1 protein-coding gene is annotated in these 445 nt (G+C 64.7%); it reads left to right on the top strand.

Going from position 1 to position 445, the window contains the following annotated elements; genetic code table 11:
* Positions 1-445 (top strand): chemotaxis protein CheW (locus XH87_RS08385; RefSeq protein WP_271586895.1); only part of this gene is annotated, 445 nt, incomplete at both ends.

Below are 445 nucleotides of genomic sequence, written 5' to 3'. Positions count from 1 at the left end.
TCAGATCGGCGGCACCATCGACATCAAGAGCGTGGCCGGCGAGGGCAGCTCCGTCACCATCAAGATCCCGCTGACCTTGGCCATCGTCTCGGCGCTGATCGTGGAAGCCGCCGGCGACCGCTTCGCCATTCCGCAGCTCTCGGTCGTGGAACTGGTGCGGGCCCGCGCCAATTCCGAGCACCGCATCGAGCGCATCAAGGACACCGCGGTGCTCAGGCTGCGCAACAAGCTGCTGCCGCTGATCCACCTCAAGAAGCTGCTCAGGATCGACGACGGCGCCGCCAGCGATCCCGAGAACGGCTTCATCGTGGTGACGCAGGTCGGCAGCCAGACCTTCGGCATCGTCGTCGACGGCGTGTTCCACACCGAGGAGATCGTGGTCAAGCCGATGTCGACCAAGCTGCGCCACATCGACATGTTCTCCGGCAACACCATCCTGGGCGAT

The organism is Bradyrhizobium sp. CCBAU 53415 (assembly GCF_028128735.1).
Classification (GTDB): domain Bacteria; phylum Pseudomonadota; class Alphaproteobacteria; order Rhizobiales; family Xanthobacteraceae; genus Bradyrhizobium.
The sequence above is the reverse complement of the archived record's forward strand: the minus strand, read 5'-3'. Positions and strand labels throughout refer to the sequence as shown.